The sequence below is a fragment of the Streptomyces sp. NPDC003038 genome (assembly GCF_040611115.1).
In the GTDB taxonomy this organism is placed as follows: domain Bacteria; phylum Actinomycetota; class Actinomycetes; order Streptomycetales; family Streptomycetaceae; genus Streptomyces.
Genome location: NZ_JBEXNN010000088.1, coordinates 1 through 3,771, shown reverse-complemented (window position 1 = coordinate 3,771; position 3,771 = coordinate 1). Strand labels below are relative to the sequence as shown.

Annotated in this window: 6 protein-coding genes; 4 read left to right on the top strand and 2 right to left on the bottom strand. The window is 68.0% G+C overall.

What is annotated here, in order from left to right:
* Nucleotides 1-206 precede the first annotated feature (206 nt).
* Together ABZX75_RS34040 and ABZX75_RS34035 are read right to left on the bottom strand one after the other, a co-directional pair.
* Nucleotides 207-476, bottom strand: a complete 270-nt coding sequence (locus tag ABZX75_RS34040; protein ID WP_355418035.1) for a helix-turn-helix domain-containing protein — start codon at nt 474-476, stop codon at nt 207-209.
* Between the two features lie 272 nt (nt 477-748).
* The gene (locus ABZX75_RS34035; protein WP_355418032.1) at nt 749-913 is read right to left on the bottom strand and encodes a GNAT family protein; all 165 of its coding nucleotides are present in this window, start codon (nt 911-913) and stop codon (nt 749-751) included.
* Between the two features lie 99 nt (nt 914-1,012).
* Between ABZX75_RS34035 and ABZX75_RS34030 the strand changes: the two genes are divergently transcribed.
* From ABZX75_RS34030 to ABZX75_RS34015, 4 genes are all read left to right on the top strand, one after another.
* Nucleotides 1,013-2,035, top strand: coding sequence for a hypothetical protein (locus ABZX75_RS34030; protein WP_355418029.1), 1,023 nt, complete (start codon nt 1,013-1,015; stop codon nt 2,033-2,035).
* Nucleotides 1,974-2,735, top strand: a complete 762-nt coding sequence (locus tag ABZX75_RS34025) for a hypothetical protein (protein WP_355418026.1) — start codon at nt 1,974-1,976, stop codon at nt 2,733-2,735. The genes ABZX75_RS34030 and ABZX75_RS34025 overlap by 62 nt, the downstream gene beginning before the upstream one ends.
* Before the next feature lie 77 nt (nt 2,736-2,812).
* Nucleotides 2,813-2,968, top strand: a complete 156-nt coding sequence (locus ABZX75_RS34020; protein ID WP_355418023.1) for a hypothetical protein — start codon at nt 2,813-2,815, stop codon at nt 2,966-2,968.
* A gap of 134 nt (nt 2,969-3,102) precedes the next feature.
* Nucleotides 3,103-3,714 (top strand): hypothetical protein, encoded by a 612-nt coding sequence (locus ABZX75_RS34015; protein ID WP_355418020.1) that lies wholly within the window; start codon nt 3,103-3,105, stop codon nt 3,712-3,714.
* Nucleotides 3,715-3,771: the final 57 nt, after the last annotated feature.

The window sequence follows — 3,771 nt, the reverse complement described above, 5'->3', positions numbered from 1 at the left end:
GCCGGCCTGGAGTCGGATCCCCTCACGAAACGCCCGACGCTCAGCGGTCAGGCCCCCACCCTCCGGATAACGCATACCACCGGCATACCGCAGGGATCATGAACCGTCACTACCCGACGACAGTCTGAAAACCTCAGTAGGTCATCCCGACCCCCTCGATACCGAAGGCGGAGTCGGCGACCCCGGAAACGGCCGGGGCCATGAGGTCATCCATCATTGGCCGCCCCTTCGAGGGCGGCGTCCGGATGCTTCGCGGCCAGCTTCCGAAGAAGATGCGCGTACTTCAGGCGATTGCCGCGGTGAGGCTGCGTGAGTCCCGCCTCCCACCGCGCGACGGCGAGGCGTTGGACGCCGATGGCGTCCGCGACTTCGGCCTGCGTGAGGCCGGCGGCAAGCCGCAGCTGCTGCCGGATCTGGGGTGCGGGGAGGGTGTCCTCCTCCACCAGGGCGTCAATTCGCCTCAGCGGATCAGACATCGGGACCTCCACCATAGGGAATGTTTCCCCAAAAGATACATGGGCCCGACGATCTTCGGTACCGAGAACGCACGTGTCTTCGCGCGAGATACCGACCACTCCCCGCCCTTCCCCGATGCCTGCTCTCCAGCTGACTTGAGAACGCGCAGATAGAGCCCCTTGGTGCCCCAAAACCGGAACGGATTCCGGGCGGTTGTCGCAGCACAGTTCGTCTCGAAGTAGCCGTAGGGGGCCGTGTGAATCGGTGGGGTCGCGCAGCTCCGTGACCGTGGCTACGGGCGCCATTCGTTCTCGAACACGGAGTACAGCACGCTGTCTCGCCAGCTGCCGTTCGTGTGCACGTGGTCGCGGAGGACGCCCTCCTTCTGGAAACCGAGGCGCTCGACGAGCGCGATCGAGGCCAGGTTCGAGGGACCGATGGCGGCGCTGGCGCGCACGGCCTGGTCCCGGTCCTCTTCATCGCCGTGGTGGAGCTCGGCCGGGACGCCATCGACCGCATGGTGCGACCCGAGCGGGCACGAGCGAGACTCGATCCCGTGGCTGCGGTGGATCCTCGCCCCGGTCGCGACGGCCCGAATCTCCGCCGGATGCGGCTGTGGGGCGTCACCTCCTACCCGGAGATGACCCGCCGCGACCAGGAGCTCATCGCCTACGAGCAGTGGCTCAAGCGCAAGTACAAGGGCGACATCTCCAAGGCTACCGAGGACGAACTGCTGCCGATGAAGATGGCCCCGTACGGCTACACCGTCGCCCAGGCCCTGGCCATGCCCGACGAGCAGGAACAGGCAGCCCAGGAGCGGAAGGAGGAGGCCGAGCGGCGGCGCCTGGACGCGGAGACGCGCAGCGAGGTCGCCAAGTCCAAGGCGGAGGCCGAGCGGCTGCGCGCCAAGGGCGAGGTCGAACTGGTCCAGGCGGAGGTCGACGGCCAGACCGGCCAGGCTCGCGCCCACGCCCGAGCCCAGGTCAGCGCCGCAGAGCGGGCCGCTGAGCTGGAGCAGCAGGCCCTCGACAACGCCGTGATCGCCGAAGCCCGCGCCCGCGAGGCCGAGGCGGAGCGCAAGGAGGCCCAGGAGCGCAAGGCGAAGGCCGCCGCAGACCTGGAGGCAGCCGAGCTGGAGCGCCAGGCAGCCCAGAAGCGGAAAGAAGCGGCGGAGGCCGACCGGGTCGCCGCGGCGGAGGCACAGGCCATCGAGACCCCGACCATCGCCGAGGCCCGCCAAGCCGCTGCCGAAGCGGACCGGCGCACAGCCGCAACGGAGAAGGCCGCCGCCGAAACGCGGCGGGCCGCTGCCGAAGCCGACCGCAAGAAGGTGGAGGAGGACCGCCGCCGGGAGGCCGCTCTCGGGGACATCGCGCGCGCCCAGAAGGAGGCTGCCGAAGCCGAGCAGGCTGCTGCCGAAACGCGGCAGGCCGCTGCCGAAATCGAGCAGCGCGCGGTAAGCCGAGGACGCCGCGAAGCTCTCCCCGCGCGAGCGGGCGGTCCGCAAGGTCGCCCGGATGATCCTTGGGAGCGCGGCCGGCGTCACCAACCAGCTGCCCCTCGCCGAGATCCAGCGTGAGCTCGAAGTCTCGCCCGGCACCGCCTCCGAGTACCGCCAGGAGGCGGGCGAGCTGCTCGCCGACGGCTACCGCCCCTGTTCCACCGTCCGGCACACACCAGTGAGGGCCAGCCCGCGGGATTCGGGCTGGCCCTCGCTGCGACTGCCGGAAGCAGTCCACAGCCCCCCGAGTACAGCAGATCCGACCCCCACGGAGGACCTCGTGAGCACCGAAAACAACGGTCAGCCCTTCTTCGACGACCCGAACGCGGCGCTGCGCGAGATCGCGCAGAACCCCGCCGCCTACGCGCACTACCTCGCGGACTTCAACCGGGTCGTGCTGGACATGCAGGCCAAGCTGGAGATCGTCCAGCGCGAGGCCCGCGCGCACTGCCGCGGGACCCGCGTGGAGGGCGACAAGATGGGCCAGGCTTTCCTGCGCTCTTTCCCGGTGGAAAAGTCCCTGAACGACGTTCTGAAGAACCTCAAGAGCATTAGTTCGGGACTGGAAAAGAGCGCCCATAAGCGCCACGCCCGCGACGAAAAAGTGAAGGAGGTCAGGAAAAGTCGCAAGGAAAAGGCGCAGCTCAAGGCGCGTAAGAACAACCCGACGCTCCAGGCCGCCCCGGAAAACCCCGGGCAGCAGGGTGCGCAGGGCCCGAATATGGGCTATGGTGGCCCCACGTCGATTTACAACCCGGACCGCAGGGAGTCGGCGTGAGTGCCGGTCGCCCGCTCACGAAAGCAGAGCGGAAGCAAATGAACCGTGCGGAACACGAGCGGAAAATCAAGCAGAATATGATCGCTCAGCACGGAAACGACCTCGGCACCTTCTACTACTGGCTCCGGGTGACGAACATCCGAGGCACCCAGGCATATCGCGACGGGAACACGGACTTCATCCGTGAGGTCACGCTCGCCCTGCACAACGTCTACAGCCGTCACAGCGGCTAGCTCCCGCGTCCCGCCCGAAGGGCCGCTCCCGATCTCCGGGGCGGCCCTTCGGTGATCCCAACGCGTGCCGCTCGTGGCGTGCGCGAGTCTACGCGAGGCCGATGCCGACTGTCAAGCCCAGGAGGAGGGGCCGCGTGTCCGACGACACCGACAGCAACGTGATCAACCTCCCCACTCGGGGCGGCGATTCCGGCGGAATGCCGGACGCCCCCGATGGCGGGGATCTCTTTTACTCCGAACCGTCCGCCAGTAGCCCGGATGACGGCGTTCCTCCGGAATCCCCGGAAGGAACGACCAGAGAAGCCCCGGCCATTCGCGGCCCCATTTCCCCGGTAGTCGCATTGCGGGAAACGGGAAGGCCCGACGCCCCGGATTCCGACGACGAAGAATACAAGGAAGGCGAATACGAGCAGCCTCCTTCTCTCGCCGATCGCCTCGGTGACTGGCTGGAACTCCGGCTGGAAGTGGCGCGGGACCGGCACGCCGGTGAAGCGCCGTTCCGTGAGGCGGAAATAGCGCGCAAGGCCGCGCTTTTGGAAGCCCGCACCGCGCAGGAAACCGCGATGATGGAGCAGAACGCCAAGCTCCACACCGCGCAGATGAAAGCGAAGGCCGACAAGACGGCGGCGCGCGGCAAGGCCGACGCGGCGGCGCCGGGAAGGGCCCTGATCGCTCCGCTGGCGGCCGTGGAGGCGGCTCGAAGGGCAATGAGCCTTTTCAACTTGAGCTTCAGAACGTCCGCCTGAACGTCTGTGACCTGCAGGAATTGGAGCCTCCCGTCACCCGATCGGTGGGTGAGTTGA